Origin of the sequence: Streptomyces cyaneochromogenes, assembly GCF_003963535.1 — a bacterium.
Classification (GTDB): domain Bacteria; phylum Actinomycetota; class Actinomycetes; order Streptomycetales; family Streptomycetaceae; genus Streptomyces; species Streptomyces shaanxiensis.
On record NZ_CP034539.1, the window covers coordinates 6,915,624 to 6,942,403 of the forward strand.

Annotated in this window: 25 protein-coding genes; 12 read left to right on the top strand and 13 right to left on the bottom strand. The window is 71.1% G+C overall.

Going from position 1 to position 26,780, the window contains the following annotated elements:
- Positions 1-26 precede the first annotated feature (26 nt).
- The 3 genes from EJ357_RS31680 to EJ357_RS31690 all read right to left on the bottom strand — a co-directional run bounded on the left by EJ357_RS31680 (position 27) and on the right by EJ357_RS31690 (position 3,235).
- Positions 27-899 carry an ABC transporter permease subunit gene (locus EJ357_RS31680; RefSeq protein WP_126395103.1) on the bottom strand — a complete coding sequence of 291 codons (873 nt, stop codon included), beginning with the start codon at positions 897-899 and terminating at the stop codon, positions 27-29.
- The gene (locus EJ357_RS31685; protein WP_126395104.1) at positions 896-2,200 is read right to left on the bottom strand and encodes an ABC transporter ATP-binding protein; all 1,305 of its coding nucleotides are present in this window, start codon (positions 2,198-2,200) and stop codon (positions 896-898) included. The genes EJ357_RS31680 and EJ357_RS31685 overlap by 4 nt, the downstream gene beginning before the upstream one ends.
- Before the next feature lie 147 nt (positions 2,201-2,347).
- Positions 2,348-3,235 (bottom strand): hypothetical protein, encoded by an 888-nt coding sequence (locus EJ357_RS31690; RefSeq protein WP_228472667.1) that lies wholly within the window; start codon positions 3,233-3,235, stop codon positions 2,348-2,350.
- 281 nt (positions 3,236-3,516) lie between these two features.
- On the opposite strand from EJ357_RS31690, the gene EJ357_RS31695 reads away from it, so the two are divergent.
- Complete coding sequence (locus tag EJ357_RS31695; RefSeq protein ID WP_126395105.1) at positions 3,517-4,398, top strand: hypothetical protein; 882 nt, start codon at positions 3,517-3,519, stop codon at positions 4,396-4,398.
- A 45-nt stretch (positions 4,399-4,443) separates the two neighbouring features.
- Here the strand turns inward: EJ357_RS31695 and EJ357_RS31700 are convergent, their stop codons facing one another.
- From EJ357_RS31700 to mce, 5 genes are all read right to left on the bottom strand, one after another.
- Complete coding sequence (locus EJ357_RS31700; protein ID WP_126395106.1) at positions 4,444-5,214, bottom strand: ABC transporter permease; 771 nt, start codon at positions 5,212-5,214, stop codon at positions 4,444-4,446.
- Between the two features lie 2 nt (positions 5,215-5,216).
- Positions 5,217-6,182, bottom strand: coding sequence for an ABC transporter ATP-binding protein (locus EJ357_RS31705; RefSeq protein ID WP_126395107.1), 966 nt, complete (start codon positions 6,180-6,182; stop codon positions 5,217-5,219).
- An 86-nt stretch (positions 6,183-6,268) separates the two neighbouring features.
- On the bottom strand, positions 6,269-7,204 hold the full coding sequence (locus EJ357_RS31710) for a coiled-coil domain-containing protein (protein ID WP_126395108.1): 936 nt from the start codon (positions 7,202-7,204) through the stop codon (positions 6,269-6,271).
- 183 nt (positions 7,205-7,387) lie between these two features.
- Positions 7,388-11,236, bottom strand: a complete 3,849-nt coding sequence (gene scy, locus EJ357_RS31715) for a polarized growth protein Scy (protein WP_126395109.1) — start codon at positions 11,234-11,236, stop codon at positions 7,388-7,390.
- A 211-nt stretch (positions 11,237-11,447) separates the two neighbouring features.
- On the bottom strand, positions 11,448-11,888 hold the full coding sequence (gene mce / locus EJ357_RS31720; RefSeq protein WP_126395110.1) for a methylmalonyl-CoA epimerase: 441 nt from the start codon (positions 11,886-11,888) through the stop codon (positions 11,448-11,450).
- A gap of 149 nt (positions 11,889-12,037) precedes the next feature.
- Here mce and EJ357_RS31725 point away from each other — a divergent pair, with 149 nt between their 5' ends.
- From EJ357_RS31725 to EJ357_RS31735, 3 genes are all read left to right on the top strand, one after another.
- Positions 12,038-13,240 carry an acetyl-CoA C-acetyltransferase gene (locus EJ357_RS31725; RefSeq protein WP_126395111.1) on the top strand — a complete coding sequence of 401 codons (1,203 nt, stop codon included), beginning with the start codon at positions 12,038-12,040 and terminating at the stop codon, positions 13,238-13,240.
- 39 nt (positions 13,241-13,279) lie between these two features.
- Complete coding sequence (gene meaB / locus EJ357_RS31730) at positions 13,280-14,236, top strand: methylmalonyl Co-A mutase-associated GTPase MeaB (protein WP_126400313.1); 957 nt, start codon at positions 13,280-13,282, stop codon at positions 14,234-14,236.
- 280 nt (positions 14,237-14,516) lie between these two features.
- Positions 14,517-15,758 (top strand): MFS transporter, encoded by a 1,242-nt coding sequence (locus EJ357_RS31735; RefSeq protein WP_126395112.1) that lies wholly within the window; start codon positions 14,517-14,519, stop codon positions 15,756-15,758.
- Positions 15,759-15,767: 9 nt separating this feature from the next.
- Here the strand turns inward: EJ357_RS31735 and EJ357_RS31740 are convergent, their stop codons facing one another.
- Entirely contained in the window at positions 15,768-16,448 is a 681-nt protein-coding gene (locus EJ357_RS31740) for a PepSY domain-containing protein (RefSeq protein ID WP_126395113.1), read from the bottom strand.
- Positions 16,449-16,587: 139 nt separating this feature from the next.
- Between EJ357_RS31740 and EJ357_RS31745 the strand changes: the two genes are divergently transcribed.
- Together EJ357_RS31745 and EJ357_RS31750 are read left to right on the top strand one after the other, a co-directional pair.
- Positions 16,588-17,310 carry a response regulator transcription factor gene (locus EJ357_RS31745; protein WP_407698428.1) on the top strand — a complete coding sequence of 241 codons (723 nt, stop codon included), beginning with the start codon at positions 16,588-16,590 and terminating at the stop codon, positions 17,308-17,310.
- Positions 17,307-18,737, top strand: coding sequence for a sensor histidine kinase (locus EJ357_RS31750; protein ID WP_126395115.1), 1,431 nt, complete (start codon positions 17,307-17,309; stop codon positions 18,735-18,737). The genes EJ357_RS31745 and EJ357_RS31750 overlap by 4 nt, the downstream gene beginning before the upstream one ends.
- Positions 18,738-18,764: 27 nt before the next feature.
- Here EJ357_RS31750 and EJ357_RS31755 read toward each other — a convergent pair whose 3' ends face one another.
- From EJ357_RS31755 to EJ357_RS31770, 4 genes are all read right to left on the bottom strand, one after another.
- Positions 18,765-19,241, bottom strand: coding sequence for a MarR family winged helix-turn-helix transcriptional regulator (locus EJ357_RS31755; RefSeq protein ID WP_126395116.1), 477 nt, complete (start codon positions 19,239-19,241; stop codon positions 18,765-18,767).
- A 110-nt stretch (positions 19,242-19,351) separates the two neighbouring features.
- Positions 19,352-20,149: an AIM24 family protein gene (locus EJ357_RS31760; protein ID WP_126395117.1), complete on the bottom strand. Its 798-nt coding sequence runs from the start codon at positions 20,147-20,149 to the stop codon at positions 19,352-19,354.
- Entirely contained in the window at positions 20,146-20,796 is a 651-nt protein-coding gene (locus EJ357_RS31765; protein ID WP_126395118.1) for an AIM24 family protein, read from the bottom strand. The genes EJ357_RS31760 and EJ357_RS31765 overlap by 4 nt, the downstream gene beginning before the upstream one ends.
- Before the next feature lies 1 nt (position 20,797).
- A complete protein-coding gene (locus EJ357_RS31770) occupies positions 20,798-21,430 on the bottom strand; it encodes an AIM24 family protein (RefSeq protein ID WP_126400315.1) in 633 nt (210 codons plus the stop codon).
- A gap of 194 nt (positions 21,431-21,624) precedes the next feature.
- Here EJ357_RS31770 and EJ357_RS31775 point away from each other — a divergent pair, with 194 nt between their 5' ends.
- The 6 genes from EJ357_RS31775 (at position 21,625) to EJ357_RS31800 (ending at position 26,749) form a co-directional block, all read left to right on the top strand.
- Positions 21,625-21,969: a DUF3817 domain-containing protein gene (locus tag EJ357_RS31775; protein WP_126395119.1), complete on the top strand. Its 345-nt coding sequence runs from the start codon at positions 21,625-21,627 to the stop codon at positions 21,967-21,969.
- On the top strand, positions 21,966-22,259 hold the full coding sequence (locus EJ357_RS31780; RefSeq protein WP_126395120.1) for an MTH1187 family thiamine-binding protein: 294 nt from the start codon (positions 21,966-21,968) through the stop codon (positions 22,257-22,259). Before EJ357_RS31775 ends, EJ357_RS31780 begins: the two co-directional genes overlap by 4 nt.
- Positions 22,260-22,574: 315 nt before the next feature.
- Positions 22,575-23,687, top strand: coding sequence for a SchA/CurD-like domain-containing protein (locus tag EJ357_RS31785; RefSeq protein ID WP_126395121.1), 1,113 nt, complete (start codon positions 22,575-22,577; stop codon positions 23,685-23,687).
- 70 nt (positions 23,688-23,757) lie between these two features.
- The gene (locus EJ357_RS31790; protein WP_126395122.1) at positions 23,758-24,222 is read left to right on the top strand and encodes a cupin domain-containing protein; all 465 of its coding nucleotides are present in this window, start codon (positions 23,758-23,760) and stop codon (positions 24,220-24,222) included.
- Positions 24,219-25,487, top strand: a complete 1,269-nt coding sequence (locus tag EJ357_RS31795) for a beta-ketoacyl-[acyl-carrier-protein] synthase family protein (protein ID WP_126395123.1) — start codon at positions 24,219-24,221, stop codon at positions 25,485-25,487. Before EJ357_RS31790 ends, EJ357_RS31795 begins: the two co-directional genes overlap by 4 nt.
- A complete protein-coding gene (locus EJ357_RS31800; RefSeq protein ID WP_126395124.1) occupies positions 25,484-26,749 on the top strand; it encodes a ketosynthase chain-length factor in 1,266 nt (421 codons plus the stop codon). Before EJ357_RS31795 ends, EJ357_RS31800 begins: the two co-directional genes overlap by 4 nt.
- Positions 26,750-26,780: the final 31 nt, after the last annotated feature.

Here is a 26,780-nt window from a genome sequence, read left to right on the forward strand (position 1 = left end):
TTCCCGAGGACTCGGTCCCTGAGGACCTACACGTCCCGCTTCTCAAGCAGCGCGTAGGCGCCGGCGAACGCGGCGGCCGTCACGCCGAGCATGATCCACAGCGGGTCCCAGCCGGACGGGCCGGACTCGGTGAGGGACTGGGAGTAGAAGACGCTGAGCTGGTTCGGGATCGAGTACTCGATCAGGGCCTGCTGGAGGTCCTCCAGCGACTGCGAGAACATGAACATCGCGATGACCAGCGGGGCCAGCACGACGCCGATCATGATGGTGATCGCGCCCGCCGAGTGCCGGATGATCGATCCGACGACGAGCGAGAGCAGGCCGAGCAGCGCGATGAAGAGCGAGATGCCGACCGTGCCCTTCAGCCACTCCTCGCCGGACGGATCCCGCGCGCCCTCCAGCAGGGCCACGTCCGCGAGGGCGACCAGGACCGCCGACGACAGCGTCACCACGAACGCGACCGCGAAGAACACGATCGCCTTCGCCGTCAGCACCCGGCCGCGGGTCGGGCACGCGGTCATGGTGGTGCGGATCATGCCGGTGCCGTACTCCGAGGCCGTGGTCAGCACGCCCAGCGTGATGATGCACATGGTGCCGAGCAGCAGCCCGAAGGAACCGAACGCCAGCGGGTTCTCGCTGCGCAGGCTGGCCTCATCGGAGTTGGCGGCGACCAGCGAGGCGGCCCCGAGGCCGATGCCGACGACGAGCAGCACGAACACGCCGAGCGTCCACATCGTGGAGCGCACCGACCGGATCTTCGTCCACTCGGAGGAGAGCGCGTGCCCGAGGTGCGTGCGCACGACGGGGATCGGCGAGGTGTAGGTGGGGAACGACGAGCCGGGTGCCGCCTGCCAGTTCGGTGCGGCGGTCTGCGGCATCGGGGGCTGGGGCGTGCTCATCGGGCGTCCTCGGGCTTGGTCGGGGCGGCAGGGGCGGAGGGAGCGGCGGCCGGCGCGGGCGGCTGTGCGGGCGCCTGCTGGGGCGCGGGCGCGGCGGCGGCCTGTGGCGCGGCGGGGTGTCCCGGAGCCTGGCTGGGCGGCGTCTGGGGCACCTGCTGGGCGTACGGGTTGGCCGGGCCGGCGTCCGGAGAGGAACCGGGCGCCGCGGGAGCGCCGTAGGCACCGGCGGGCGGCCGGCCCGGCGCGCCCTGCGGCGGGGCGAACGGCTGCCCGCCCTGCTGGGGCGGCGGCGGGGCGTACCAGCCGGGCTGGCCCTGGCCCGCGACCGGCATCGGCGGCTGCGCGCCCGGCGGCAGCGGCTGCTGGAGCCCTTCCTTCTGGTCGACCGTGGAGCGGTAGTCGACCGCGCCCTGCGTCATCCGCATGTACGCCTCCTCCAGCGAGGCCTGGTGCGGCGACAGCTCCCACAGCCGTACGTCGGTGTCGTGCGCGACGTCGCTGATGCGGGGGAGCGGCAGCCCGGTCACCCGGAGCGCGCCGTCCTGCTCGGGCAGCACATGGCCGCCCGCCTCGGTGAGCGCGCCGGCCAGCTTCTCGCGCAGCTGCGGCTCGGTGTCGGGCGTGCGCACCCGGGCGAAGCCGGCGGAGTTCGCCGCGATGAAGTCCTTGACGCTCATGTCGGCGAGCAGCTGCCCGCGTCCGATCACGATCAGGTGGTCGGCGGTCAGCGCCATCTCGCTCATGAGGTGCGAGGAGACGAAGACGGTACGGCCCTCGGCCGCCAGCGACTTCATCAGGTTGCGCACCCAGAGGATGCCCTCGGGGTCGAGGCCGTTGACCGGCTCGTCGAACAGCAGCACCTGCGGGTCGCCGAGCAGCGCGGCGGCGATGCCGAGCCGCTGGCCCATGCCGAGCGAGAAGCCCTTGGAGCGCTTCCTGGCCACGTCCTGGAGGCCGACCACGCCCAGCACCTCGTCCACGCGGCGGGCCGGGATGCCGGACAGCTGGGCCAGGGACAGCAGGTGGTTGCGGGCCGCCCGGCCGCCGTGCACCGCCTTGGCGTCGAGCAGGGCGCCGACCTGGCGGGGGGCGTTGGGCAGCTTGCGGTAGGGATAGCCGCCGATGGAGACATGGCCCGCGGTCGGGTTGTCCAGGCCGAGGATCATCCGCATCGTCGTCGACTTGCCCGAGCCGTTGGGGCCCAGGAAGCCGGTGACGGCACCGGGCCGCACCTGGAAGGACAAGTTGTACACAGCGGTCTTGTCGCCGTAGCGCTTGGTCAGGCCGACTGCTTCGATCATGCTCCGCACCCATCGAAAGGATCAGGACAGCGGGGCACACGCCCCCCGTAAGGGTTAGGAGCATATCGGGGCGCTGACGGTTCCCTCCGGGGACGGAGTGGTTGGCGTCGGTCTGGAGGGGCCGCGCCTGGACTCGGCCCCGCGCTCCTAAAAGCCTGGGGCGGGCACCGGCAGCGAGTCCCCCAGCGGTGGCAGGTCGTCGTACAGCCGCAGCACGGGCGAGTCGTCCACATACGGCAGGAACTCGGTCTGCGGCAGCACCCAGCCCTCCTCGCCGAAGAGGAGCGTGCCGCGCTCACGCAGTTCCTGGTCGGCGCCCGCGCGCTCCACCCAGGTCGCCGGATCGGGGCCGAGCAGCTCGCGCAGCCGAGGTGAGGCATCGAGCAGGGAAGCGAGCAGTGCGGCCTGGTCGCCGCCGCCGTGGCGCGGCCGCGCGGTGTCCGGGTCCGCGAGGACGCCGTGCGAGCTGAAATAGATGTACGCCCCGCCGAGGCGCTCCCCGGACGGCATGGTCATCGGGAACGCGTCACCCGGCAGTATCGCCCGCCGGTAGTCCGGGAACTCGGTGTCGTCGACCGCCTTGAGCTGCGTCGAGTCCAGCCAGGTCACCACCAGCGTGGTCTCGGCGCCCCTGTCGACGTACGGCGTCCCCGCCACGTACCCCGCGGGGCTGATGTGCCCGGAGCAGCCCACCGCGATGCCGCGCACCCGCACCGGCACCATGGGCACGGTCGCGGGGATGCCGAGCCGGGTCAGCTTGTGGGCGACCTGGCCGGGGGAGGCGTTGGAGCCGACCGAGACGACAGGGTGGCGGCGGCCGGTGACGGCCTGGCCGAGCTCCCTGAGTGTCTCGTCCAACTGCCGCTGCTCGTCCACGTACCACTCGCCGAGCCTGAGCCGCCGCACGCCGAGCTCCAGCAACTCGTCGCCGGTGAGCAGTGAGGGCTCCGGAGTCGGCCGTCCCGGATAGGTCAGCGGCTGCTTGGCGGGCACGTCGTCCAGGCCCAGCGCCGCGAGGCTTCGATCCGTCGTCATGGTGACGCCCTTCCGGGGTGATCGCGCGATACGGTCACAGCCTGCCACGCGAGGTGTACCCGGGGTGGAGACTGCCATACCCACTCTCGCGGGGTTGGCCGACACGGACACCGGGAATGATGCCGTCCTATTGTACGGGCAGGCATGAACTCGGTTACGGGGCAGATGAGTTGAGCCGACGGTTACGAACGGGACCTCTTGGGCGACGCGGTGAACACCCTCGCTTTCGAACTTCTGTTCGCTGGTGGGTCGCCGGACGCACCGTTCATGCGCTGTTGTTGATGACTCTGGGCGCGCTGGCGGGGCTCGCCGTCGTCGTCGCGGCCGTGTGGACGCTGACCGAGGACTCACCGCGCTCGCTTCGGGAGCGGTTCACGGACGGGGAGCGGCTCGTCGGGCTCAGCCTCACGGTGCTGCGCGCCTGCGTCGGCACCGGCAGCCTGGAGCCTGAACGGGACAGCTCCTGGCACCAGTTCCTCGCCACCCTCGTCTCCGTCACGGGCGCGCTGGTGCCCGCCGTACTGCTCGGCGTCGTCCTCGTCAAACTGTTCGCGCTTCGCCCGTTCGTCTGGCGGCAGCGGGCCAGCATCTCGCAGGCCTGGACCGCGGACTTCCCCGGCTATGCGCGGCTGCACGCCGACAGCGACGACGCGATCATCGCCGTCCGTTTCTACAGCCGTTTCGACAACCTCTCGGTGGTCGATCTGACGGCTCGGGCCCATCTGCGCTATCTGGAGCGCTCCCCGCACGACGGCAGTCTGGTCATCTACAAGCAGTGGCTCAAAGTGCTGGACGCCAAGGGGGACCTCGCCGACGAGCGGGCCTGGCTCGCGGTGGAGCGCGGGGCACCCTTCACCGTGTGGATACCGCTTGAGGCGCCCGTGCCCGAACTGCCGTTCCGGCGGATACAGGGCAAGGACCTGTCCCAGTCGCACGGCGTGAAGCTGCTCGTCCGAGTGTCGGCACGGACCGTGGGGCTGGGGACCGAGGTCACGGACGAGCGCTGGTTCGACTTGGAGGCGGGTGACTTCGAACTCGGCCGCTTCGTACCGTTGGAGCCGGACCTCGGCGTGGATGTCTGGCAATGGCAGGGCTGGCGGGACTTCGACGGACTGATGGACCCGAGGCCGAACGGCGAGGACCCGACGCGTCCCGCTGCGTGAGTCCGTGCGTTCCGCTCCGCCGGGGCCATGCGTCCCGCGCATCAGCTAGGCATCCCGTTTCCTCAGCGTCACATAGCCGCCCACGATCGCCGCGATCACCCAGAGCACCATGATCCCGAGCCCGCCCCAGGGGCCGTACGGCTTGTCGTCGTCGATCGGGGTGACCACCTGCATGATCCGGCTGCCGGCCTGGTCCGGCAGATACCGGCCGATCTTCTCGGTGGCCGAGACGTTGCCGAGGATGTTGGAGACCAGGAAGAAGAACGGCATCAGGATGCCCAGCGACAGCATCGGCGAGCGCAGCATCGCGGCGACGCCCATCGAGAACATCGCGATCAGGGTCATGTAGAGGCCGCCGCCGATCACCGCCCGCAGCACGCCCGGGTCGCCGATCTGCGCCCTGTGCTCGCCGAGCATCGCCTGCCCGAGGAAGAAGGCGACGAAGCTGGTGGCGAGGCCGACGACGAGGGAGAGACCGGTCGCCACCGCGATCTTGCTGAACAGGAAGGTGCCGCGCTGCGGCACGGCGGCCAGCGAGCTGCGGATCATGCCGGTGCTGTACTCGTTAGAGACGACGAGCACGCCGAACACGATCATCGCGAGCTGACCGAGGCTCATCCCGGCGAAGCTGATGAAGGTCGGGTCGAAGGACAGCTGGTCCCGCCGGTCCATGTTGTCGAACTCGTTCTTCGACAGGGCCGAGATCAGCATGCCGAGCGCGATGGTGACCACCACGGCGAGCGAGAGCGTCCACACGGTGGAGGCGACGGACCTGATCTTGGTCCACTCGGAGCGAATGACCTGGGTGGCTGCCATGTTCAGCTCCTCCTCCAGCCTTCGCCCCACGGCTGTTGCTCGTCGCGTGGCTGCGGCGCCGCCGTGGAGTGCGCGTGATACTCCACCGACTCCGCGGTCAGCTGCATGAACGCCTCCTCCAGCGAAGCCTGTTGCGGGCTCAGCTCATGCAGCACCACCCCGTGCCGCGCCGCCAGCTCCCCGATCTGCTCGGCCTTGCCGCCGTCGACCTCCAGCGAGCCGTTGCCCGTCTCCACGGCCGTGATCCCGGCGGCGTGCAGAACGTCGAGCAGCAGCTCCCGCTGCGGGGTACGTATCCGGACGTACGACTTCGAGTTCCGCTGGATGAAGTCCGCCATGGTCGTGTCGGCGAGCAGCCGCCCCTGCCCGATGACGACGAGGTGCTCGGCGGTCAGCGCCATCTCGCTCATCAGATGCGAGGAGACGAAGACCGTACGGCCCTGCGCGGCAAGGGATTTCATCAGGTTGCGGATCCAGTGGATGCCCTCGGGGTCGAGCCCGTTGACCGGCTCGTCGAACATCAGGATCCGCGGGTCGCCGAGCAGCGCGGCGGCGATGCCGAGCCGCTGGCCCATGCCCATCGAGAAGCCCTTGGTCTTCTTCCGCGCGACCGCCGTGAGCCCCACCGTCTCCAGCACCTCGCGCACCCGCTGCCGCGGAATGCCGTTGCTCTGCGCCAGGCACAGCAGATGGTTGTGGGCGCTGCGCCCGCCGTGCCAGGCCTTGGCCTCCAGCAGGGCGCCGATGTACGTCAGCGGGTCCTTGAGCCGGTCGTAGTGCTTGCCGTCGATACGGACGTAGCCGGCGGTGGGGTGATCGAGGCCGAGGATCATCCGCATCGTCGTGGACTTCCCGGCGCCGTTCGGGCCGAGGAAGCCCGTGACCATGCCCGGTCTGACGGTGAAGGTCAGGTTGTTGACCGCCACCTTCTCGCCGTACCGCTTGGTCAGCCCCTCTAGCTCGATCATGCCGCCCACGCTAAAACGGGACAAAGCCCTCTGCCACCCCAGTGGCAGAGGGCTTTGCCAAAGTTCAGCAGACGTGTGCCGGTTCGTTACCGGGTCTGCTGGGCGGGAACCCCGCGGGAGATGGGCTCGTCCTCGGCCGGGGTGCCGGCGGCGGCCACCGCGGCGCCCGTGAGGGTCGCCAGCATCTCGCGGACGTTCGTCAGCTGAGCGTTGATGCTGTCGCGGCGGTTGGTGAGAGCCGCGAGCTCGCGCTCGGATTCCGAACGGATCCGGTCGGCCTTGGCGTTGGCGTCGGCCACGATGTCCTCGGCCTGGCGCTGGGCCGTCTCCACCGTCTGGCGGGCACGGCGCTCGGCGTCGGTGCGCAGCTTCTCGGCCTCCAGGCGCAGCTGCTCGGCGCGGTGCTCGATCTCGGCGAGGCGCTTCTCGGCCTTGGCCTGACGGGAGGCCAGGTCGCGCTCGGACTGCTCGCGGCGCTTGGCGAGGTTCGTCTCGAAGTCGGCGGCGGCCTGCGCGGCCTTGGCGCGGGTCTCCTCGAAGAGGGCGTCGGCCTCCTCGCGCTTGGACTGCGCGTCCTTCTGCGCCTCGGCACGCAGCTGGGAGGCGTCGCTCTTGGCCTTCTCGACGATCCGGACGCCTTCGTCCTCGGCCTTGGCCTTGCGCTCCGCAGCGAACGATTCTGCGTCGTTGCGGACCTGCTGGGCCGCCGACTCGGCGAGCTCGCGGTGCTGCTCGGCGGCGCGGCGGGCCTCCTCGCGCAGATCCTTGGCCTCTTCCTCGGCGAGGCGGAGGATCTTCTCGACACGCGCGCCGAGGCCGGCGTACGACGGCTCAGCGTCGGTTACCTGTGCCTGGGCGTTCTGCGTCTCGAGGTGGAGCTCCTCGATGCGCTTTTCCAGAGCGGTGATGCGGGCGAGAGCGCTGTCACGGTCGGAGACGAGCTTGGAGATCCGTTCGTCCACCTGAGCGCGGTCGTACCCACGCCGCACTAGCTCGAAGCCGTAGGGGGAAGTGTCGCTCATGGGGTTCCTGTCGAAAGAGACCGGTGAGGTGATAGGTGGAATCCTAGGGGCCGAAGCGGTGTGTCATCGAGCGGATGCGTGTTTGATCTGGAGAATGACACCCCTTTTGGGTGGCTAACCGCAGGACTGCTTGCCAAAGATCTGGTCAAAGGCCCCAGAAAACACCGGACTCCCGTCTCTTGGCTAGCTCTCCGGCGACTTGCCACCCGATCGGGGGGCGCCCACTGTCGCACCGGCCTTGACCCCGCCATCCTTGCCCCCGGACGGTGCCTCGAAGGACTCCAGCGCCTCCAGGACGTCCTGGACCCGGGAGATCTCGGCGTTGATGTCCTCGCGCCGCCGGACCAGGACCTCCAGCTCGCGCTTGCCCTCCTCGACCGTGCGCTTGGCCTCGCGGATCGCCTCGGCCTTGAGCTCCTCGGCCTCCCTGATCAGCGAGGACCGCTTCTGCTCGGCCTCCTTCAGCAGGCCCTCGGCCTTCTTGACGGCGGCGATACGGACCTTGCCGGCCTCGGAGTTGGCCTCCGACACCAGCTCCTTGGCCTTCGCCTGCGCCTTGGCCATCTGCTCCTCGGCGGCCTTGATGAGCGCGTCGCAGCGGTCGCCGGTCGACTTCATCGTCTCGGCGATCTCCCGGCGGGCCCGGTCGTGCAGCGCCTCGACCTCGCTGGTGACACGGTCGCGGTGCTCCTCCGCGCGCTCCCTGATCGAGGTGGAGTCCCGGCGGGCGCCGACGAGCAGCTCGTCCGCGTCCGTGCGGGCCTTCTCCACCAGCGAGTTGCCCTCGACCGTGGCTTCCGCGACGAGGCGGTCGGCCTCCGTGCGGGCGGCTCCCACCATGGTGTCGGCCTGCGCCTCGGCGTCCGCGGTCGTCTTGTGGGCCTGCGCTTGCGCCTCGGTGAGCAGCTTGTCGGCCTCGGCCGTGGTCTCGGTGATGAGCTTGTCGACCTGCTCGGCCACGTCCTGTCGGCGCTTGGCCGCGTCCTTGCGGGCCTCGTCGAGGGTGCGCTCGGCCTCCTCGCGCGCCGCCGTCACGAGCCGCTCGGCCTCCGCTGCCGCCTCGGCCTTGACGCGCTCGGACTCGCTGCGGGTCCGCTCCGCGTGCTGCTGCGCCGACCCCACCGTCTCCGCGGCCTCGGCGCGCAGCCGCTCCGCGTCCGACGTGGCGTCCCCGACCAGCTTGTCGGCCTTGGTATGTGCCTCGGCACGGACCCGGTCCGCCTCCGCGATCGTCTCCGACTGCAGCCGCTCCGCCTCGGAACGCGCCTCGGTGATGAGGGTGTCGGCCTGCGTCGCCGCGTCCGAACGGATCCGGTTGGCGTCCTCGCGGGCGTCCGCCCGGGTGCGGGACGCGGCCTGCTCGGCCTCGGCGATGGCGTTCGACGCCTCCGTACGCACCCGCTGGGCGTGCTCGGACGCCTCCGAGCGCAGCCGCTCCGCCTCGGCGATCGCCTCCGCGACGGTGCGCTCGGCGAGCGATTTGGCGGCCTGGGACTCCTCGCTCGCCTCGCGCCGGATACGGCCCGCGTCCTCGCTGGCCCGCTCCCGCTCGGCATAGGCGTCGGAGCGGACCCGGTCCGCCTCCTCCTGGGCCTCCCGGCGGGTACGGTCCGCCGCGTGCTCGGCGGCGTTGCGCAGCCCGGAGATCTCCTCCTGGGCCTGCTCGTGCAGCCCGGAGACGGAGTCACGGACCTGCTGGGCGTGCTGCTCGGCCGCCGACACCATCTCGGTGGCGCGACGGTCGGCCTCCTCGACCAGCCGCACCGCCTCGGCCTGCGCCTCCTCCACCCGGGTACGGGCGGAGGCCAGCAGCTCCTCGCTCTGCTCGCGGGCCCGCTCGCGCTCCTGGTCGGCCTCCTGGCGGGCGGAGCCGAGGGTCTCCTCGGCCTCGCGGCGGCGCCGGGTGGCCTCCTCCTGGGCGGCGGCCAGCGTCTCGGACGCCTCGGTGGCGAGCCGCTCGGCGGCGGCCTGCGCCTCCGCCCGGACCCGGTCGGCGGTGTCCTGCGCCTCCGACTTCAGCCGCTCGGCCTCGGCCGCGGCCTCGGACCTGAGGCGTACGGCGACGGCCTCGCCCTCGGCACGGGACGCCGACGCGTCCGACGCGGCCTCGTCGCGCAGCCGGTCGGCCTCCTCCTCGGCCTGCTGCTGGAGCGTGCGGATCCGCTCGGCGGCCTCCGCGCGCAGCCGGTCGGTCTCCTCGGCGGCCTCGCGCCGGATGCGGGCGGCCTCCTCGCGGGCGTCGGACAGCGCCTGCTCGGCCGCCGCGAGCCGCTGCTCGGCCTCGCTCTGCAGCCGGGCCAGCTCCTCGGCGGCCTCCGCACGGCGGGCCTCGATGCCGCGCTCGGTCTCCTCGCGCAGTTCCTGGGCGGCCCGCTCGGCGTCGGCCTTGATGCCCTCGGCCTGCTCGACGACCTCGTCGCGGTGCCGCTCGGCCTCCTGGCGGGTGCGCTGGAGGGTCTCCTCGGCCTGGCGGCGCAGCGTCGTCGCCCGCTCGATGGCCTCGGTGCGGACCTTCTCGCTGTCCGTCGAGGCCTTCTGGCGCAGCTCGTCCGCGTCCTGCCGGGTCTTCGCCAGCAGCTCCTCGGCGGTCTTGGCCGCCTCCTCGATCTGCTGGACGGCCTCCTTGCGGGCCTCCGCGCGGATCTTCTCGCCCTCGGCGACCGCGTCGGAGCGCAGCTGCTCGGCCTCGCCGCGCAGCCTGCGGGCCTCCTCCTGCAGCTCGACCGTCTTGGCGCGGTACTCCTTGGTGTCGTCCTTCGCCGAGCCCTTGAGCTGCTCGGCGATGTCGTGCGCCTCGGCACGCAGCCGGTCCGCCTCGGCCTCGGCCTCCTTGCGGATCCGCTCGGCCTCCTCGGCCGCGGCCTTGGTGGTGTTCTGGGCGTCCTCCTGCGCCTTGTTGAGGACGTCCTCGGCCGTCTTGGCCGCCTTGGACAGCTGGGTCGCGCTCTCCTCGGCGGTGATCGTGCGGGCCTTCTCGGCGGCCTCGGCGACGATCTTCTCGGCCTCGGCGCGGGCGTCGGCGACGACCTGCTCGGCGTCCGCCTTGGTGGTCTCGGCCTCCTTGGTGGCCTCGCTGACCAGCCGGGCGACCTGCTCCTTCGCCGTACGCATGCGCTGTTCGTTGGCCGACTCGGCACTGCTGAGCGCCTTCTCGGCGGCCGTCGTGGCCTCGGCGACCAGCTTCTCGGCCTCGGACTGCGCCTTGCGCAGCGCCTCCTCGGCCTCCGCCATGCGCTGCTCGGCGGCCCGGCTGAGCTCGGTGGCCTGCCGGCGGGCGCTGTCGGACTCCGTGGCGGTGGAGCTGCGCAGCTGCTCGGCGTGGTCGGTGGCCTCCTGGGCCTGCGTGGAGGCGGCGTTCAGCAGCCGCTCGGCGTCCGTACGGGCCCGGAGCAGGATCTGCTCGGCCTCCGCACGGGCCTCCTCGGCCGCGCCCGTGAGGCGCTGGCGGGCCTCGCCGGTGAGCCGCTCGGCCTCGGCGCGCGCGGCCGCCATGGCCTGGTCGGCCTCGGCGCGCGACTCGTCGAGGAGCCGGCGGGCCTGCTGCTCGGTGCGGGCGCGCAGCTGCTCCGCCCACGCCACGTTCTCGTTGACGTGCGACTCGACGGTCTGCCGCCGCTCGGCCAGCTCCTGGTCCAGTTGCTGGCGGCGGGTCACCGCCTCCTGGTGCAGCTCGGCCTGCAGCCGGGCCGCGTTCTCCGCGTGCTCCTGCAGGATGCGCTGGGTCTGCGCGCGGGCCTGGCTCAGCTCCCGCTCCGCGTCCTGGCGGAGCTGGTCCGCCTGGATCTGGGCGTTGCGCAGCAACTGTTCGGCCTGATAGCCGATGTCACCGCCGTCGAAGGCCGGCCGGGACATGATGGTGCGCCGCGCCTCGTGCAACTTGGCGCGCAGCACCTCGACCTGGTAGCCGAGGTCCTCGGCGTGCTGGATCGCCTTTTCCCGCTCGGTCTTCAGCCGATCCATCTCGGCCTCGAACCGAGAGAGGTGGTCGACGTCAGCCGCCGGCTCTCGCTCCTGGCGTTCGTAGCCCCGCACTGCGCGGTCCCATCCGTCCCCTGGTCGCAAGTCTCTCCATACGGGCACCGTCCATCCGCCGAACGGGGCCCCCGGGGAATGGTGTCAGATCAACGGCGGAGCACGGGCTGTTGCCCCACCCTCGTCCCCCGAAACCCGGACCCCGGAAATGGCGGCCACCCTGGACTGAGCGGCGACCGCCCCCAACCCTACCGGCCCATATGTACGAGGGTCAGTGCTCAGGTGACTCAACAGGCGCCGAAGTGACCAGTTCTGTCAGTACGCCGTGGCAATCCTTGGGGTGCAGGAAGGTGATTCGTGACCCCATGGAGCCGCGCCGGGGCTCTTCGTACAGAACGCGTACGCCTTTGTCGCGGATGTCCCCGGCATCTCCATCGACATCTGCCGTACCGAAAGCGATGTGGTGGACACCCTCGCCGTTCTTGTCGAGCCACTTCGCGACGGTCGAGTCCGGCCGCGTCGGCTCAAGAAGCTGCAGGTAGGAGGCACCGCCGTCGGAGGTTTCGTTGATCTTGAGCATGGCCTCGCGGACGCCCTGCTCCTCGTTGACCTCGGAGTGGAACACCTCGAAGCCATACGTGGCCCGGTAGAACTCGACGGTCTTGTCGAGATCGAAACAGGCGATTCCGATGTGGTCGATTCGCGTCAGCATGTTGTTCAGTGGAGCGCTCCCCGGGTGGTTACGCAACGTGCGCGCGATCACACTGACGGCCCGGTGACGGCACGGAGTGCCACTCAGTACATTCGAAGTAAACCCTCGTTCACTCCTCGGCTGTCCAAGCTGGAAGGGGATCGCACCTCATGTCTTCTGGAAACGGCACGACGTCCGTGATCGTCGCGGGTGCCCGCACCCCGATGGGGCGGCTGCTCGGCTCACTGAAGTCCTTCTCCGGAGCCGACCTCGGCGGCTTCGCGATCAAGGCCGCCCTCGACCGTGCGGGGATCGGTGGCGACCAGGTGCAGTACGTGATCATGGGCCAGGTGCTGCAGGCCGGGGCGGGGCAGATCCCGGCGCGCCAGGCCGCGGTCAAGGCCGGCATCCCGATGAACGTCCCGGCGCTCACCATCAACAAGGTCTGTCTGTCCGGCCTCGACGCCATCGCCCTCGCGGACCAGCTGATCCGCGCCGGCGAGTTCGACGTGATCGTCGCGGGCGGCCAGGAGTCCATGACCAACGCCCCGCACCTGCTGCCGAAGTCCCGTGAGGGCTACAAGTACGGCGCGGTGCAGATGGTCGACGCGATGGCGTACGACGGTCTGACCGACGCCTTCGAGAACATCGCCATGGGCGAGTCCACGGAGAAGCACAACACCCGCCTCGGCATCCTGCGCCCCGAGCAGGACGAGATCGCGGCCCTGTCCCACCAGCGGGCCGCCGCCGCGCAGAAGAACGCCATCTTCGAGGCCGAGATCACCCCGGTGGAGATCCCGCAGCGCAAGGGCGACCCGATCCTCTTCAGCAAGGACGAGGGCATCCGCGGCGACACCACCGCCGAGTCGCTGGGCAAGCTGCGCCCGGCGTTCTCGAAGGAGGGCACCATCACGGCGGGCTCGTCCTCCCAGATCTCGGACGGTGCCGCCGCGGTCGTCGTCATGAGCAAGGCCAAGGCCCAGGAGCTCGGCCTGGACTGGATCGCCGAGATCGGCGCCCACGGCAACGTGGCGGGTCCGGACAACAGCCTCCAGTCCCAGCCCTCCAACGCCATCCTGCACGCCCTGAAGAAGGAGGGCCTGGAGGTCTCGGACCTCGACCTGATCGAGATCAACGAGGCCTTCGCCGCCGTCGCGGTGCAGTCAATGAAGGACCTCGGGGTGTCCTCCGAAAAGGTGAACGTCAACGGTGGAGCCATCGCCCTGGGGCACCCGATCGGTATGTCGGGTGCGCGCCTCGTCCTGCACCTGGCCCTGGAGCTGAAGCGTCGGGGCGGCGGGGTCGGCGCGGCCGCGCTGTGCGGTGGCGGCGGGCAGGGTGACGCGCTGATCGTGCGGGTACCCAAGGCCTGAGTTCTCCTTTGTAGGACCTCTTTCGTGAACGGAGCTGTGATGCAGGACGTCTCCACACTGGTGACCCAGGCCAGGGAAGGTCGGCCCAGGGCGGTGGCCCGGCTGATCTCGCTGGTGGAGGGGGCGTCCCCGCAGCTGCGGGAGGTCATGGCGGCGCTTGCCCCGCTGACGGGCAACGCGTACGTCGTGGGCCTGACGGGATCGCCGGGCGTGGGCAAGTCGACGTCCACGTCCGCGCTCGTGACGGCCTACCGAAAGCAGGGCAAGCGGGTCGGTGTCCTGGCCGTCGACCCGTCCTCGCCCTTCTCGGGCGGCGCCCTGCTCGGCGACCGCGTCCGGATGTCGGACCACGCCTCCGACCCCGGCGTCTACATCCGCTCGATGGCGACGCGCGGCCACCTCGGCGGCCTCGCGTGGGCCGCCCCGCAGGCCATCCGCGTCCTGGACGCGGCGGGCTGCGACGTGATCCTGGTCGAGACGGTCGGCGTCGGCCAGTCGGAGGTGGAGATCGCCTCCCAGGCCGACACGTCGGTGGTGTTGCTGGCCCCGGGAATGGGTGACGGCATCCAGGCGGCGAAGGCCGGAATCCTGGAGATCGGCGACGTGTACGTCGTCAACAAGGCCGACCGCGACGGCGCCGACGCCACCGCCCGCGAGCTCAACCACATGCTCGGCCTCGGCGAGTCCCGCGGCCCCGGCGACTGGCGCCCGCCCATCGTCAAGACGGTGGCCGCACGCGCCGAGGGCGTCGACGAAGTGCTGGAAGCCCTGGAGAAGCACCGCGCCTGGATGGAGGAGCGCGGAGTCCTGGCCGAACGCCGCCGCGCCCGCGCCGCCCGCGAGGTGGAGACCATCGCCGTCACGGCCCTGCGCGAACGCATCGCCGACCTCCACGGCGACCGCCGGCTCGGCGCGCTGGCGGAGAAGATCGTCGCCGGGGAGCTGGATCCCTACCGGGCGGCGGACGAGCTGGTGGCGGGGCTGACGAAGAGCTGACGCGACCGGGGGAGTCGGGGGACTCGGGGCCGCGCCTCGCGCTGCCGGCTCCGGGCCGACAGCTCGCGGGCAGGCCGCGTCCGCTCGCGTGGCTGGGTGTGGGCCGTTGGCCTGCATGGTCCGCCGCATGGGCAACTCCCCGTCCACGCTGGTAAGTTGATCCGCATGTACCTCCTCTTGGCATAGGGCACGCCCTGCCCGCGCACGGTGAACGGCCGGTCGGCCGTGATCGTCGCGGTGCTGACGCGTCCCCTTTTCCGCCTCGAGTCGAGGAACTCCCGTGTCTTCCACATCTGTGGTGCGGCCGTCGTATGCCGCCGTTCTCCGGATCCCGTATGCCCGCCGCACCTTCGCCGCCGCCCTGCTCGGCAGGCTGTCGTACGGCGTCGTCCCGCTGTCCGTGATGCTTGCCGTGACCCGCGCGTCCGGGTCGTACGCGGTGGCGGGCGTCGTGATGGCGCTGTTCTCCGGGACCAGTGTCTTTCTGTCGCCCGCGCGGGCGGCTCTCATCGACCGGTACGGGCCGTGCCGGGCGCTCGTTCCGATGGTCGCGGCCTACGTCACGCTGCTCGGGGTGCTGACGGTGGCCGTCTGGCGGCCGGGCGGTGCCTCGTCGGTCGTCCTGGGCGCTGTCACCGCCGTGGCGGGGGCCTGTACTCCGCCGCTGGGGCCGACCATGCGCGCCGTGTGGGGGCGGATCGCCCCGGAGCGGGCGCTGTTGCAGCGGGCCTACAGCCTCGACGGTGTCGCCGAGGAACTGCTGTTCGTCTCGGGCCCGTTGCTGGTCGGCGTGCTGGTGGGGCTGGCTCCGCCGGCGGCCGGCATCGTCGTCGGGGCGGTGCTGATGGCGGCCGGGGCGGCCGCGTTCGTGTCGTCGCCGGTGGTGCGGGAGGTGCCGCCCGGCGGGCGGAAACGGGGGAGTGGGCCCGCCGGGCGGCTGTTGGTGCGCGAGCTCGGACGGCCCGTGGGGGCCGCCCTGGGGGTGGGGCTCGCGCTGGGAGTGGTCGATCTGCTGGTCGTGGCGTTCGCCGAGGGGCGGGGCCAGAGCCACGGCGGCGCGGGCGTGGCCTGGGTGCTGGCCGCCATGTCGGCCGGAAGCGCCGTCGGCGGGCTGCTCAACGGGGCCGTCGCGTGGCGGAGTCCGGCCGGGGCGCGGCTGCCTGTGATGGTCGTCGGCCTGGGGCTGGCGCTCGTCGGTGCGGGTCTGGCCCCGGGCCTGGGCACTCTCGCCGCGGCTGCCGCGGTCGCCGGGTTCTTCGTGGCGCCGGCGCTCACCACCGCGTATCTCATCGCCGACGACACCGCCGCGCCCGAGGCCCGGGTGCAGGCCGGGGCCTGGGTCAACACGGCCGTCAACGCGGGGAGCACGGCGGGTACGGCGGCCGCCGGGGCGCTGGTCGGGTGGCTGCCGGTGGGGGTGTGCTTCGCGGTGACCGGTGGGGTGACGCTGCTGACGGCGGCGGCTGTGGCGCGGGGCGCGCGTCGCGCGAGGGGCACGGCGGTTTCCGTGCCCCTCGCGTAGCGGTGTTCGTCAGTCGTCGTCGCCGGACGTGTCGTCCTGGTCGTCGTCCTGGACCTGGGTGACCTTGCCGGTCTTGAGGTCGACCTCGTACTCGCCCTTCGCGGTGTCCACGCTCCAGGCGGCGGGGCCGTCGTCGTCCAGGTCGACGTCGGTGACCGTGCCCTTCGCCGCGGCCGCCTGCGCGGCCTCGCGGGCGTCCACGCTCGCGCCCTTCAGGGCGGCGAGGTCCTCGCGGCCGTCGTTGTCGTCGTCGTTGTCGCGCTGGGCGCCGAGGACCTTGCCGTCGGCCGCGGAGACCCGGACGTCGTAGTCGGTGCCGTCGCCCTTCACGACGTTCACCTCCCAGACGTTCGCGCGGTCGTCGTCGATGTCGGCGGCGACGGCCGTGCCCGGCGTGTGCTTCAACGCGGCCGCGATCGCGTCGGCGGCGGTGACCTGCGCGGCGGTGCGGGCCTTCGCGCGGGCCTCGGCGGCGTCGCCCCGGTCGTCGGCGGTGTCGTCCGCGGTGATCTCCGCCGAGTCCTCGGCCGAGTCCTGCGCCGCCGTGTCGTCCCGGTCGTCGGTGAGCCGTACGCTCGACTGCCGCTGCGTGGGCGCGCTCTCGTCGCCACCGACCGCATAGGCCGCGACGGTGCCGCCTCCGATCAGGGCCGCGGCGGCGACGGTGGCGATGACGATGTTGCGCTTCATTACGGTTCCTCCCGAGTCATTCGGATTCGCGTCGTTTCGCTGTGTTCGCTTCGACGGGAATCAATCTGCCGAACCGACGCTGAGAGGAACCTGAAGCCCCCTGAAGAGATCTTCAGCTTCGCTTTGCGAACCTTTACGCATGCGCCCGCCCGTCACCCACCACCACCCTGCTCGAGACGCTTCGCGTCGCCCCTTTCGATTCTTGATCGTGGAGGACGAGAAGCGGCTGGCCCTGTCGCTCGCCAAGGGCCTGACCGCCGAGGGATACGCCGTGGACGTCGTCCACGACGGCCGGGAGGGGCTGTACCGGGCCTCGGAGGGGTCGTACGACCTCGTGATCCTCGACATCATGCTGCCCGGCCTGAACGGCTACCGCGTCTGCGCCGCCCTGCGTGCCGCCGGCCACGAGGTGCCGATCCTGATGCTCACCGCCAAGGACGGCGAGTACGACGAGGCCGAGGGGCTGGACACCGGCGCCGACGACTACCTCACCAAGCCGTTCTCGTACGTCGTCCTCGTCGCCCGCGTCAAGGCGCTGCTGCGGCGCGGCGGCCAGGGCGCCGGGGCCTCTCCCGTGCACGTCCAGGGCGACCTGAAGGTCGACACCGCGGCCCGCCGGGTCTTCCTCGGCGAGGACGAAGTGACCCTCACCGCCAAGGAGTTCGCGGTCCTGGAGCAACTCGTGGTGCGGGCCGGCGAGGTGGTGTCCAAGTCCGAGATCCTGGAGCACGTCTGGGACTTCGCGTACGAGGGCGATCCGAACATCGTCGAGGTGTACGTCAGCACTCTGCGGCGCAAGCTGCGCGCCGGGCTCATCCGGACGGTGCGGGGTGCCGGGTACCGGCTGGAGAAGGAAAGATGAGAAGGCTCTTCGGCTCGGTCCGCTCGCGGGCCACGCTCGGCGCCGCCCTCGTCGTCGCCGTGGCGCTGGTCGCGGCGGGGGCGGCGGTCCTGCTGTCGCTGCGGTCCACCCTGATCGACCAGGCGGGCAACGACGCCGAACGCGCGGCGCAGAGCGTCGTCGCCCAGCTCGCCGGGGGAAGGGCCTACGACCAGCTGGACATGGACGACGACAGTCCGGTCCAGGTCGTCGACGCGGACAACACCCTGGTCGCGGCGAGCGAGGACCTGGAGCGGATCAGCGGCACGGCCACCGACGCGGTGAAGCCGCAGCCGCAGCCGGGCGGTACGGGTAAGGGCGAGAAGGGTACGGGCGGCGAGGACGCCGACGACGACGCGGACGACCACCCGGCCGAGGACGCCGGCGAGATCGGCGAGGGGACGAAGTTCACCGACGGTTCCGCGACGATCGACGGTGAGAGCGCCGACTACCGCTTCGCCGCCGTCGAGGGGAAGGCCGGCGACAGGCCGGTCACCGTCTACGCCGGCGGCTCGCTGGACGCCGAACAGAGCGCCGTGAACACCGCGCTGACCGTCATGCTGATCGGCTTCCCGCTGCTGCTCGGTGTCGTCGCGGCCGTGACCTGGCTGGTCACCCGGCGTGCCCTGCGCCCCGTCGAGGGCATCCGGCGCGAGATGGCCGCGATCACCGCGTCGCAGGACCTCGCCCGGCGCGTGCCGGAGCCGGACACCCATGACGAGGTGGCCAGGCTCGCCCGCACCACCAACGAGACGCTGGCCGCGCTGGAGACCTCCGTGGAACAGCAGCGCCGGTTCGTCGCCGATGCCTCGCACGAGCTGCGCAGCCCCATCGCCAGCCTGCGCACCCAGCTGGAGGTGGGCGCCGCCCACCCGGAGCTGCTGGACGTGCCGGGCGCGGTGGAGGACACCGTACGACTGCAGCGCCTCGCCGCGGACCTGCTGCTGCTCGCCCGCCTGGACGCGGGGGAGGCGACGGGCGCCAAACGGTTCGACCTCGGCGAGGTCGCGCGGCGGGAGGCCCGGGGGCGCAAGAACGTGACGGTCCGGGCGGAGGTCGTGGACGTGGCCGGGTCCCGGAGCCAGGTGGAGCGGGTGATCGGCAATCTGCTCGACAACGCGCAGCGGCACGCCCGTTCGGCGGTCACCGTGACCGTCCGCACGGACGGGGCGTGGGCCGTCGCGGCCGTCGCCGACGACGGGGACGGGGTTGCCGAGGCAGACCGGGAGCGGATCTTCGAGCGGTTCGTCCGGCTCGACGAGGCCCGCAGCCGCGACGACGGCGGCGCCGGGCTGGGCCTGGCCATCGCCCGCGATGTCGCCGTACGGCACGGGGGGACGCTCACCGTGGGCCGGGCACCGGCGGGCGGAGCTCTGTTCGAACTCCGCCTGCCGCAGGATCGGACCTAGGCGCCGAGTCTGCCGCGGGGGCCCGGGTTACGGGCGTCCGCGCTGGCCGCGCAGGTGCTCCGCGATGGGCTTGAGGCCCTTGTCGAGTTCTGTCAGGGCCTCGGGGGACAGCAGGTCGATGAAGTGCCTCCGCACGGACGCCACGTGATGCGGCGCGACCTTCTTCATCGTCTCCATACCGTGTTCGGTGAGGACGGCGTAGAGCCCGCGGCGGTCGGACTCGCAGTTCTCACGGCGGACCAGGTTCGCGTTCTCCATCCGGGTGATCTGGTGGGAGAGGCGGCTTTTGGACTGCAGGGTGGCGGACGCGAGGTCGCTCATCCGCATCCGTACGTCCTCCGACTCGGAGAGATTCACCAGGATCTCGTAGTCGTTCATTGTCAGGCCGAACGGCTGCAGGTCCCTTTCGAGCTGGTACGTCAACAGCCTGTTGACCTCCAGGTGGGTGCGCCAGGCGCACTGCTCCGCATCGGTCAGCCAGCGCGTGGCCGTCTCGGTCTCCATGAATGAAGTCTACCTAAGAAGTTGAAAGGCGAACTAGTGAGGGTTTCTGTGACACGCTGCGTGAACCCTGTGTGCTCACACGTTCGATGTCACACTCCGCAGACTACCGCTCACAGCCCGAAGCGACGCTGGAGGTCTCCCAGCTGTCCGGGAAGGCGCGGTGCTCCAGCCACTTGTGAAGGGCCTGTGTGCGGCGCACCGGAACCGGGCACTCCGGCGTCCGGCGGAACCGCCCCCGTGGCGTGCTCGGCCATGAGGGTCTCGGTCGACTGGAGCAGTACCGTGCCGGCTCCGACGAACTCGAACTGATGCTCCTCTCCGGAGGCCCCGCCGAGCCCTGTCAGTGCACGTAGACCGCCCATTACGCCGGTCATGTAGCCATGGTCGTAGTGGTGGCACGGCGACGGGCAGTCGGCCCAGCCGACGAGCGCCTGCGGGTCCACCCGGATCGGGGGTTCCATGAACACCACCGGACCGTTAGATGCGGCCACGAACTTTCCGGTTCCGATGAGGGTCAGAAAACCCGGCACGATCGATTGCTTGAGCGCGAGACTTGGCTGAAAAGCGAGCAGGTTGCCCGAGCGAATGGTCAGATTGCCGTCCTCGAGGTCGTACGAGTTCACGTCGAATGCCCGGTCGGCCAGCAGCATCTTGCCCGAGCCCTGCGCCACGACCCAGTCGCTCGCGTGCAGAGGCGAATGAAAGGACGTACGGACAAGGCGGTCGAGTCCGCCGTGCCCGACGCCGTTGAACTCCATCGAGCCGTAGTAGGCGATCATCTTCCCCTTCTGCAGGAACCACTGGCTTCCCTTGAGTTCCACGCAGAAGGTGTAGGCGTTGACGTTGTCGTCGGAGGGCAGGGTCATGGGGTCGTACACGGTGGGGCCCGCGCCCGGGTAGTGGCTCACAGCTTCTCCTCCGACGCCTGGACGTACACCGCACCGCTGCCGCTGAGCTCCAGCTGGAAGGCCTCGCCGGAGCCGCGGCCCACCATGTCGCGCCAGCCGAGCGCGGTGGACAGCTTGTTGCGCACGTCGCCGTGGTGGGCGACGTAGGCCTGGGGGTCGACGTGGACGGGGCGCTGCGGGGTGATGGGGATCTCGAAGACGCCGCCGTGCGCCATGACCGCCACGGCCCCGTGGCCCTTGAGGGTGGTCGTGAACAGCCCCTGCCCGCTGATCTGCCCCCGGACCATGCCCATGACCCCGCCCTGCGAGCCGAGGAACATCGTGCCCTGCTGGAGGGTGCCCTCGAAGGCGAGCAGGCGGTCCGCCTCGACGCACAGGGTGTCGCCGGAGAGGTTGATCACCTGGATGTGGTGGCCGCCGTGCCCGAAGAGCACCGTGCCGCTGCCCTCGACGGTCATCAGCGGGGTGTCCTCGTTGGCCACCCGGCGCCCGATCATGGACATGATCCCGCCCTGGCCGCCGGCCGTGTTGGGGGTGAAGGACACCTCGCCCTTGTAGGCGAGCATCGCGCCGCGCTGGCTGAACAGCCGCTGGCCGGGCACGACCGTCGCCTCGACCATCTTGGAGTTGATCTCGCGGAAGCCCATGTCACACGTCCCCCGCGATCGTGTTCCGCTCGCTCGGCTGGACGTACACCAGACCGTCCCCCTCGAAGCGGATCTGGAAGGCCTCGCCGCCGCCCTCGCCCATGAGTGTGCGGAACGTCACACCGGACTGGAAGGACTGCCGCAGGTTCCCCTGATGGGCCACATATGCCCCCGGGTCGACGGTCAGCGGGTACTGCGCGCTGACCCGCAGCACCACGGCCGGCCCGTCCGACATGATCGCCGCCTGTCCGTGCCCCTCGACGGTGGTCGTGAACAGCCCGTTGCCCTGCGAGGCGCCGCGCATGCCGGTGAAGGACGTGCCGGTGCGCAGGCCCCCGTCGGTGGCGAGCAGGTTGCTCGACTCGACGTAGAGCTTGTCGCCCTGGAGGCTGACGAGGTTGATCTCGGAGGCGCGGTCCGCGAACCAGCACGTCCCGTGCCCCTTCACCTCCATCAACGTCATCTGCTCGCCGGTGAGGCGCCGGGTCACCATGCCCCTGAGGCCCTCACCGCCGCCGCTCATCTTCTTGAAGGCCATCTGCCCGTCGTACGCGACCATCGAGCCGTTCTTCGCCTTCACGGCGTCCCCGGTCATGTCGACGGCGAGCACCTTGCTGCCCTGAAGTCGGAACATCGCCACGCAGCGAAGGTAGCCGCCGACGCCTGCCGCCAACAGATCCCAAAGGTGGACTTCACCCCTGACGGGACCCCGAGCCCCACCCCCGGCCCGGTGTTTGCCACAATGGGCGAGCGTTTGTGCTTGCGTTCACAAGCTTGATCCGAACCGACCGACGTCACTCCCCCCCCGAACCCCACCGAAGGTGACCCGTGGACATCAAGACCGCCACCGCCCTCCGCCGCCTCCGTCTCGTCTCGGCCCCCGAGGCGGTGTCGTTCCTGCTCCTGCTCACCTGCTCCGTGCTGAAGCGGACCGTGGGCTTCGACGCGGTGTTCCCGATGGGCCTGACCCACGGCGTTCTCTTCATCCTGTACGTGATCTTCTGGGCGGACGCCTGGAACCGCACCAAGTGGTCCAAGAAGACGGCGGCGATCTACTTCGTCCTCTCCGTCCTGCCGACCGGCGGCTTCTTCGCCGACCGCAAGCTCAAGCGCGAGGCCGAGAACGCGGTGATCGCCTCCCGCGCCCGCAAGGAAGGCATCGTCAACGCATGATCGTCGCCTTCTCCGTGACGCCGCTCGGTGTCGGCGAGGACGTGGGGGAGTACGTCGCCGACGCCGTCCGGGTCGTCCGCGAGTCGGGTCTGCCCAACCGCACCGACGCGATGTTCACCTCGATCGAGGGCGACTGGGACGAGGTCATGGACGTCGTCAAGCGTGCCGTCGCCGTCGTCGAGGAGCGGGCGCCGCGGGTGTCGCTGGTGCTCAAGGCGGACATCAGGCCCGGCGTGAGTGACGGTCTCACCTCCAAGGTGGAAACCGTGGAGCGGCATCTGGCCGAATAGGCAGTGGCGCGCCGGGGCGGACGTACGGGATCCGTACGTCCGCCCCGGCGCTTTGTCGTTTCCAACTCCGGTCGGCGAACGGGCACTTCGGCCGACACCGCGGCCGGGCCCCGGCGTCCGGCCCCGCCGCGAGGGCGCGTCAAGTCGCCGCCCGTGTACGCGCATTCCGGCGCGCCCAATCGGCGGTTCCCTCAATTGGCCCCCGTGGCTCGCGGACCCCCTGGCCCTGACCCACGATGAAGGCTCAGGGCCGCAACCCGCGTTCGCGCTGGTGAAACGGCCGCCGCTTGCTCCCGCGAAGGAAGGGTCTGCCGGATGACCACTTCGCCCTACACATCCCAGTCGGCGTTCGACGGCTCCAGGATGCGCGTCACCCTGCTCGTCGATCTCCACGAAGGCGCCCAGCAAGAGTTCCTCGACGCCTACGAGCAGATGCGCGACCGAGTCGCGTCGGTCCCCGGTCACCTCGGTGACCAGCTGTGCCAGTCCCTGGAGAACCCGTCCCAGTGGCTCATCACGAGCGAATGGGCGACCGCCCCGCCGTACCTCGCCTGGGTGAACAGTGACGAGCACTTCGAGACGGTCAGGCCCCTGACGAACTGCGTCCGTGAACTGCGCTCGATGCGCTACGGCATCGTCCGCGAGACCGGCGGCGGCGCCCGCCCGGGCATCGGCGGACTCCAGGCGGCCGCACGGGTCGGCGACGGGGTCACGCGCCACGCCCTGACCTTCACCGTCAAGCCCGGCTCCGAGTCCAAGGTCGCGGAGATCCTCGCCGGCTACGCGCCGCCCCAGGCCCGCGTCGACGACACCACGCGGCTGCGCCGCACCACCCTGTTCATGCACGGCAACCGGGTCGTACGCACCGTCGAGGTGGAGGGCGACCTGATGGCGGCCCTGCGCCACGTCTCGCGCCAGCCCGAGGTGCGGGCCGTCGAGGAGGCCCTCAACCCGCATCTGGAGCAGCACCGGGATCTGTCCGACCCCGAGTCCGCGAAGGCCTTCTTCGCCCGCGCCGCGATGCCGGCCGTCCATCACGTGGCACGCGGTGGACCGGAACCGGACGACATCACCCGCCACGCCCTGTACTACCCGGCCCGTCCGGGCTGCGGCATGGCCCTGGCCAAGCTGCTCTCCCGGCAGGACGAGACCGCGGCGGCCGACCCGGCCGGCCCCGTGCACCGCAGCACCGTCTTCCAGCGCGAGGACATCGTCGTCCGTCTCATCGACGTACGGGGTGACCCCGAGACCGATCCGGTCCTGGCGCTCGGCATCCATGGCCCGAGAAAGCCCGCCGTGCTGGCCCGTCTGCTCGACGGCGCCGCGCTCGGCATGGCCGGACCGCTCACCGGCGAGCGGGAGGCGACCCGCCTCCTGGCGCATGCCGACATGAGCCTGATCACCGACCGCAGGGCTGCGCAGTCCTGACCGCCGGGGCCTGTCCGGCGGATCAGGCCCCGAGGGACCCACACCCCATCGACCGACCTGGAGACAGACCATGGAGAAGATGCGCCCGCGCGTCGTGGACATCAAAGACATCGAGCCCAACCGCAAGCGCGGCGGCGACCTGCGCACGCTGCTCACCCCTGTCACGGTGGGCGCCACGAGCGGGTTCATGGGCCTGGCCATCATCCGGCCCGGCGAACGCATCAGCGAGCACTACCACCCGTACTCCGAGGAGTTCGTGTACGTCGTCGAGGGCAGGCTGGAGGTCGACCTGGATGGCGAAACGTTTTCCCTCCGCTCCGACCAGGGCCTGATGATCCCCATCGACATGCGCCACCGCTTCCGCAACGTCGGTGACGAGGAAGCCCGGATGGTCTTCCACCTGGGCCCCCTCGCACCGAACCCGAAGCTCGGCCACGTCGACACCGAGGCCCCGGAGATCAGCGACGACCGCGTGGCGTACCCCCTCATCCAGGAGGAGGGCGGGCAGCCCGAGCGGCCGGGAGTCCTCTCGTGACCCGGCGGGTGGCGGTCACCGGCATAGGCGTCGTCGCCCCCGGCGGGATCGGGGTGCCGGCGTTCTGGGACCTGCTGTCGAACGGCCGTACCGCGACGCGCGGCATCACCCTGTTCGACCCCGAGGGACTGCGCTCCCGCATAGCCGCCGAGTGCGACTTCGACCCGCTCGCCCACGGACTCGACCCCGAGCAGGTCGAACGCGCCGACCGGTACATACAGTTCGCCCTGGTCGCCGCGCAGGAGGCCGTGACCGACAGCGGTGTCGACTTCGCCGCGGAAAACCCCTGGCGCGTGGCCGTGTCCCTGGGCAGCGCGGTGGGCGGCACGACCCGGCTGGAGCACGACTACGTCCTGGTCAGCGAACGAGGACAGCGCTGGGACGTCGACCACCGTGCCGCCGAGCCGCAGTTGCACCGGGCGTTCTCGCCCAGCACGCTCGCGGCGGACGTCGCCGAGCGGTTCGGCGCGCAGGGGCCGGTGCAGACCGTGTCCACCGGCTGCACCTCCGGGCTCGACGCGGTGGGCTACGCCTTCCACACCGTGGAGGAGGGCCGCGCCGACATCTGCATAGCCGGGGCGTCGGACTCGCCGATCTCCCCGATCACCATGGCCTGCTTCGACGCCATCAAGGCCACGTCGCCCAACAACGACGACCCCGCGCACGCCTCCCGCCCCTTCGACGCCAACCGCGACGGGTTCGTCATGGGCGAGGGCGCCGCCGTCCTCGTACTCGAGGAACTGGAACACGCGCGGGCGCGCGGCGCGCACGTCTACTGCGAGATCGGCGGCTACGCCACCTTCGGCAACGCGTACCACATGACCGGTCTGACCAGCGAGGGACTGGAGATGGCCCGGGCCATCGACGTGACGCTCGACCACGCGCGCGTGAACCCCACGGACATCGACTACGTCAACGCGCACGGCTCGGGCACCCGGCAGAACGACCGGCACGAGACCGCCGCGGTCAAGAAGTCCCTGGGCGCCCACGCCTACGACACGCCCATGAGCTCGATCAAGTCCATGGTGGGCCACTCGCTCGGCGCGATCGGCGCGATCGAGGTCGTCGCCTGCGTCCTCGCCCTGGCCCGCCAGGTGGTCCCGCCGACGGCGAACTACGAGACCCCCGACCCCGAGTGCGACCTGGACTACGTACCGCGCACCGCACGCTCCCGCCGGCTCGACAACGTGCTCTCCGTGGGCAGCGGCTTCGGCGGGTTCCAGTCCGCGGTGCTTCTGACGGGGCCGGCTGGGAGGAAACGATGAGTGGTAGTGGCATAGGCAGTGACATAGGAACCCGGCGCACCGCCGTCACGGGGATCGGTGTGATCGCGCCCAACGGCCTTCATACGGACACCTACTGGAAGTCCGTCAAGGAAGGCGCGAGCGTCCTGGACCGAGTGACCAGGGAAGGCTGCGAGCACCTCCCGCTCCGCGTCGCCGGCGAGGTCCGCGGATTCGACCCGTCGGCGCTCATCGAGGAGACCTTCCTCGTCCAGACCGACAAGTTCACCCACTTCGCGCTGGCCGCCGCAGACGCCGCCCTCCAGGACGCGGGGCTGAGCAGCAGCGCCGCCGACTCGCCGTACTCCGTCGGCGTGGTCACGGCGGCCGGGTCCGGCGGCGGCGAGTTCGGCCAGCGGGAACTGCAGAAGCTGTGGGGGCAGGGTTCCCGGTTCGTCGGGCCCTACCAGTCCATCGCCTGGTTCTACGCGGCCAGCACCGGCCAGATATCCATCCGCAAGGGCTTCAAGGGCCCCTGTGGGGTGGTGGCCAGCGACGAGGCCGGCGGCCTGGATGCCATCGCGCACGCCGCCCAGGCCGTGCAGCGGGGCACGGAGGTGGTCGTCGTCGGGGCGGCCGAGGCGCCGCTCGCCCCCTACTCGGGGGTCTGCCAGCTCGGGTACCGCGAACTCAGCACCGTCGAGGACCCGGCCCGCGCCTACCGCCCCTTCACCTCGGCCGCCTGCGGCTTCGTGCCCGCGGAGGGCGGTGCCGTCCTCGTCGTGGAGGACCTGGACCGGGCCCGGCGCCGGGGGGCGACCGTCCGGGCCACCGTGGCGGGACACGCCGCCACCTTCACCGGCGCCTCGCGCTGGGACCGCTCGCGGGACGGGCTCGCGCACGCCATCAGGGGCGCGCTCGACGAGGCCGGCTGTGCGCCGGAGGAGATAGACGTCGTCTTCGCCGACGCGATGGGGGTACCGGAGGCGGACCGCGCCGAGGCACTCGCCCTCGCCGACGCCCTGGGCCCGTACGGCACCAAGGTCCCCGTCACGGCCCCCAAGACCGGCATCGGACGGTCCTATTGCGGGGCACCGCTGCTGGACGTCGCGGCCGCCGTGCTCGCCATGGAACACGGGCAGATCCCCCCGACGCCGGGCGTCTTCGACATCTGCCACGACATCGACCTGGTGACCTCCACGGCCCGCCCGGCCGAACTCCGCACGGCCCTGGTCCTCAGCCGGGGGCTGATGGGCTCCAACTCGGCGCTCGTGCTGCGCGGCGCTGCGCCGGAAGGGCGGTGATGAGCCCCGCGGGCCGGTGAGGGGTGGTCGC

Coding starts and splice junctions, on each gene's coding strand:
- EJ357_RS31680 (WP_126395103.1), bottom strand. CDS start 899: ATGAGCACGCCCCAGCCCCCGATGCCGCAGACCGCCGCACCGAACTGG.
- EJ357_RS31685 (WP_126395104.1), bottom strand. CDS start 2,200: ATGATCGAAGCAGTCGGCCTGACCAAGCGCTACGGCGACAAGACCGCT.
- EJ357_RS31690 (WP_228472667.1), bottom strand. CDS start 3,235: ATGACGACGGATCGAAGCCTCGCGGCGCTGGGCCTGGACGACGTGCCC.
- EJ357_RS31695 (WP_126395105.1), top strand. CDS start 3,517: ATGACTCTGGGCGCGCTGGCGGGGCTCGCCGTCGTCGTCGCGGCCGTG.
- EJ357_RS31700 (WP_126395106.1), bottom strand. CDS start 5,214: ATGGCAGCCACCCAGGTCATTCGCTCCGAGTGGACCAAGATCAGGTCC.
- EJ357_RS31705 (WP_126395107.1), bottom strand. CDS start 6,182: ATGATCGAGCTAGAGGGGCTGACCAAGCGGTACGGCGAGAAGGTGGCG.
- EJ357_RS31710 (WP_126395108.1), bottom strand. CDS start 7,204: ATGAGCGACACTTCCCCCTACGGCTTCGAGCTAGTGCGGCGTGGGTAC.
- mce (WP_126395110.1), bottom strand. CDS start 11,888: ATGCTGACGCGAATCGACCACATCGGAATCGCCTGTTTCGATCTCGAC.
- EJ357_RS31725 (WP_126395111.1), top strand. CDS start 12,038: ATGTCTTCTGGAAACGGCACGACGTCCGTGATCGTCGCGGGTGCCCGC.
- meaB (WP_126400313.1), top strand. CDS start 13,280: ATGCAGGACGTCTCCACACTGGTGACCCAGGCCAGGGAAGGTCGGCCC.
- EJ357_RS31740 (WP_126395113.1), bottom strand. CDS start 16,448: ATGAAGCGCAACATCGTCATCGCCACCGTCGCCGCCGCGGCCCTGATC.
- EJ357_RS31745 (WP_407698428.1), top strand. CDS start 16,588: ATGCGCCCGCCCGTCACCCACCACCACCCTGCTCGAGACGCTTCGCGT.
- EJ357_RS31750 (WP_126395115.1), top strand. CDS start 17,307: ATGAGAAGGCTCTTCGGCTCGGTCCGCTCGCGGGCCACGCTCGGCGCC.
- EJ357_RS31755 (WP_126395116.1), bottom strand. CDS start 19,241: ATGGAGACCGAGACGGCCACGCGCTGGCTGACCGATGCGGAGCAGTGC.
- EJ357_RS31765 (WP_126395118.1), bottom strand. CDS start 20,796: ATGGGCTTCCGCGAGATCAACTCCAAGATGGTCGAGGCGACGGTCGTG.
- EJ357_RS31770 (WP_126400315.1), bottom strand. CDS start 21,430: ATGTTCCGACTTCAGGGCAGCAAGGTGCTCGCCGTCGACATGACCGGG.
- EJ357_RS31780 (WP_126395120.1), top strand. CDS start 21,966: ATGATCGTCGCCTTCTCCGTGACGCCGCTCGGTGTCGGCGAGGACGTG.
- EJ357_RS31785 (WP_126395121.1), top strand. CDS start 22,575: ATGACCACTTCGCCCTACACATCCCAGTCGGCGTTCGACGGCTCCAGG.
- EJ357_RS31790 (WP_126395122.1), top strand. CDS start 23,758: ATGGAGAAGATGCGCCCGCGCGTCGTGGACATCAAAGACATCGAGCCC.
- EJ357_RS31800 (WP_126395124.1), top strand. CDS start 25,484: ATGAGTGGTAGTGGCATAGGCAGTGACATAGGAACCCGGCGCACCGCC.